Genomic DNA, 4,071 nt, shown 5'->3' on the forward strand with positions numbered 1-4,071 from the left:
CCCCGTGCCGCCCTCGCCGCCTCGTCGGGGGATCAGCCATCCGCCGACAGCAACCGGTGGCCGCCCAGCCCGAACCCCCGCCGCCCTCGCCGCCTCCGTCGCGTGGGCCACCGGCGGGCACCGGAACCGGTCCGCGCGGGCTGCACCCCGCGCCGCCCTCGCTGCCCTCGTCGCCCACCCGTACCGGCGGGCACCCGAACCGATCAGCGCGGGCTGCACCCCGCGCCGCCCTCGCCGCCTCGTCGGGGGATCAGCCATCCGCCGACAGCAACCGGTGGCCGCCCAACCCGAACCCCCGTCGTCGCTGCCCTCGTCGCGGACCCGCACCGACGGGCACCGGAACCGGTGGGCACGGGTTGCCCCCCGTGCCGCCCTCGCCGCCTCGTCGGGGGATCAGCCATCCGCCGACAGCAACCGGTGGCCGCCCAGCCCGAACCCCCGCCGCCCTCGCCGCCTCCGTCGCGTGGGCCACCGGCGGGCACCGGAACCGGTCCGCGCGGGCTGCACCCCGCGCCGCCCTCGCTGCCCTCGTCGCCCACCCGTACCGGCGGGCACCCGAACCGATCAGCGCGGGCTGCACCCCGTGCCGCCCTCGCCGCCTCGTCGGGGGATCAGCCATCCGCCGACAGCAACCGGTGGCCGCCCAGCCCGAACCCCCGCCGCCCTCGCCGCCTCCGTCGCGTGGGCCACCGGCGGGCACCGGAACCGGTCCGCGCGGGCTGCACCCCGCGCCGCCCTCGCTGCCCTCGTCGCCCACCCGTACCGGCGGGCACCCGAACCGATCAGCGCGGGCTGCACCCCGCGCCGCCCTCGCCGCCTCGTCGGGGGATCAGCCATCCGCCGACAGCAACCGGTGGCCGCCCAACCCGAACCCCCGCCGCCCTTACCGCCTCGTTGCGCGGGCCACCGGCGGGCACCGGAACCGGTCCGCGCGGGCTGCACCCCGCGCCGCCCTCGCTGCCTCCGTCACGTGGGTCACCGGCGGGAAGCGGATCCGGTGGGTGTGGGCGGGGCCGTCCGCGGCCCTCGCCGCTCTCGTCGGATGCCCCACCCGCGTCCGCCCGAACCGATCACCGAAGGCCGAGGCATCCGCCCGCCTACGCCCCGCTCAGCGTTCGGGGTCGGCGGGCGCCGTCGATCCTTCTTCGGACCGCGGGACCCCCTCGGCCGCTTCGGCCGCGTCGGCTTCGCCCTCGTCCTCCGCGCCGTCCTCGACGTAGGGGTCTTCAGCGTCGGTCCAGACGACGTCCTCCCCGACGTCGACGATCTCGACGCCCTCCAGCTCCGCCAGCCGCTCGTCGGCGTCGGTCAGTCCTTCGCGGTCCACCGCCGAGGCGCGGGCGAAGTACTCGCGCGCGTCCTTCCTGCGGCCGACGGCGAGGACGGCGTCGGCGTAGGCGTAGAACAGCCGTGCGACCCACGGGCGGGCGCGCCGCTCCTTGAGTTCGGGCACCTGCAGTTCGACGACGGCCGCCTCCGGCTGCCCCATGTCGCGCCGGGCGCCGGCGGCGACGATGCGCAGCTCGAGGCGGTCTTCGACGGGGAGGTCCCCGGCCGCCGGGTCGCGGGCGATCTCCAACGCCCGCTCGGGGCGTCCCAGTCCGCGCTCGCAGTCGGCGATCATGGCCAGGAAGTTGTCGCGCCCGGTCATCCGGCGGGCCGCCCGCAGGTCGGAGAGTGCCTCCTGCCACTTGCCGACGGTGTAGGCGGCGATTCCCGCGGCTTCGCGCACGGCCCCCATCCGCGACGCCCTGCGGCGGGCGAATGCGGCGTGCTCATAGGCGCGTTCGGGATCCTCGTCGAGCAGCCGACCGATCATCGCCATGTGGCGGCCGACGAGTTCGGCCAGGGATTTGGGGAGGCTCGTCAGCTCGTTGCGGACCTCCGGGGAGAGTTCGCCGAGCGTCACGTCGTCCGGCAGGTGCGGGGCGCCCTCGCTCTGGCGAGTCTCCGAACGGTCGCGGCCCTGGCCGCCGCCCGGACCGCGCTGAGGCCGACCGCGGCCGTCCCGGCGATCGCGGTCGGGGCGTCCCTGGTACCGGCGATCCCCCGAGCCCGAGCCGCCGCCGCGTCCGCGGCGGTCGCCGCGGAACCCGCGGTCGCCGCGATCGGATCCGTCGTCGCGGCGGGGGCGGTCGGAATCGCCGCGCCCGCCTGCGGAGTCACGCCCGCCTCGGCGGTCCGACCCGCCGCCGGAGGTCCGGCCGGACTGGCCGAAACCGCGGCCACCACCGTCGCGGCCGCCACGGAAGCCTCCCGAACGACCGCCGTCGCGCCCGGAGCCGGAACGGGGTCGCCCCCTGTTGTCGCCGCCGCCCCGGCCGCCGCTGGGACCGCCTGAGCGGTGGCCGCCACCGCCTCCAGGGTTGCGTGGTCCTGAGCCGTTCCGGCTCCCGCGGCTTTCGTCAGTCATGCTTCCGTCCGTAAACAGTCAAAAGCGCTGCCACTCACGAGTAGCAGCGCGTTGTTCATCCCAGGTCTTTCACTCTACCTGCATGCGGCGGCCGCAATCGCCCGCCGTCGCCGCCGGTACGTGGCGATGAGCTTCCACTGCCACGCCGTCCGACCGCTGTGCAATGGGGTCGAGGGACACCCCGGGGAGAACGCTTCTCCGGACGTGCTCGGTGCCAGAAATCCGTACACGGGCTCGTCAGCCGGTCATCGGCTGTGCGGGTGAGCAGGTACGGCAGGCTGCCGACCGGAAAAGCTCATCTCTCCTGCACATCGGCGGAGACCGCGGCAACGCACGGCCGAGCGCTGGACGCCGCCGCTGCGAAGCCCGTCCGGCTCCGCCGCCCGAGCCGCCGGCGCGCATCTCCGGTCAACTCCCAGATAACGCCGCCAATCGACGCCTGACTCTGCACCCGTGATTCCCTTCTTGATCCGCTTTCCACCCCAAGAGCTTGGTGCGGATCGCGGATCGGTGCTCATAATCCAACAGAAAGTGACCGACACGAATACGCCACGACGGGCGCCATCGACTCCAACGCCGAACTGCCGCCCCGCGTTCACTGTCGGTCCGATGATGACTACGATACAACACCACGGCACTGAAAAGTGCAGGTGATCGGCTACTTCGCGGACGAACGGACAGGGTCGGCCGCCCGGCGCCCGTCGATCGCACACGGCCGTTTTCGGGCATAAAAAAAGGGGGCGGGCCCGCCGAAACGGACCCACCCCCACAAAGAAAATTGCGGCGGCAACCTACTCTCCCACCCCCACCATGGAGGCAGTACCATCGGCGCAAAGAGACTTAACGACCGGGTTCGGAATGGGACCGGGTGTCACCCTCCCGCTATCACCACCGCAAAACTCAACCCCGCCCACAACACCACCACACCAGGCAGCACCGCAGGCGGAAAAACCTGTGGACACGACCCGAGCACCCCCAAGCAGGAGCAACAACACCCCCACCCCACCAGGGCACCCCGATCATCACGTGTGCGCGAACACCCAGCATCCGTGGCGGACAAGCCCTCGGCCTATTAGTACCGGTCAGCTCCACCCCTCACAAGGCTTCCACACCCGGCCTATCAACCCAGTCATCACCTGGCAGCCTTACCCCCACCACAGGGCAGGAGACCTCATCTCGAAGCAAGCTTCCCACTTAGATGCTTTCAGCGGTTATCTCTCCCGAACGTAGCCAACCAGCCATGCCCCTGGCGGAACAACTGGCACACCAGCGGTTCGTCCGTCCCGGTCCTCTCGTACTAGGGACAGCCCTCCACAAGTCTCCAACGCGCGCAGCGGATAGGGACCGAACTGTCTCACGACGTTCTAAACCCAGCTCGCGTGCCGCTTTAATGGGCGAACAGCCCAACCCTTGGGACCAACTCCAGCCCCAGGATGCGACGAGCCGACATCGAGGTGCCAAACCATCCCGTCGATACGGACTCTTGGGGAAGATCAGCCTGTTATCCCCGGGGTACCTTTTAGCCGTTGAGCGACGCCGCTTCCACACGCCGGCGCCGGATCACTAGTCCCTGCTTTCGCACCTGCTCGACACGTCCGTCTCACAGTCAAGCTCCCTTGTGCACTTACACTCACCACCTGATTGCCAACCAGGCCGAG

General features: G+C 71.6%; 1 protein-coding gene and 2 rRNA genes. All 3 read right to left on the reverse strand.

The window, feature by feature from the left end; translation table 11 throughout:
* Positions 1-1,108: 1,108 nt before the first annotated feature.
* The gene (locus FZ103_RS22400; RefSeq protein WP_186356679.1) at positions 1,109-1,909 is read right to left on the reverse strand and encodes a hypothetical protein; all 801 of its coding nucleotides are present in this window, start codon (positions 1,907-1,909) and stop codon (positions 1,109-1,111) included.
* Positions 1,910-3,191: 1,282 nt separating this feature from the next.
* A 5S ribosomal RNA gene (gene rrf, locus FZ103_RS22405) occupies positions 3,192-3,309 on the reverse strand.
* Between the two features lie 156 nt (positions 3,310-3,465).
* Positions 3,466-4,071: ribosomal RNA gene (locus FZ103_RS22410) — 23S ribosomal RNA — on the reverse strand; the annotation flags it as partial.

It is taken from the genome of Streptomonospora sp. PA3, from assembly GCF_009728995.1.
Lineage (GTDB): Bacteria > Actinomycetota > Actinomycetes > Streptosporangiales > Streptosporangiaceae > Streptomonospora.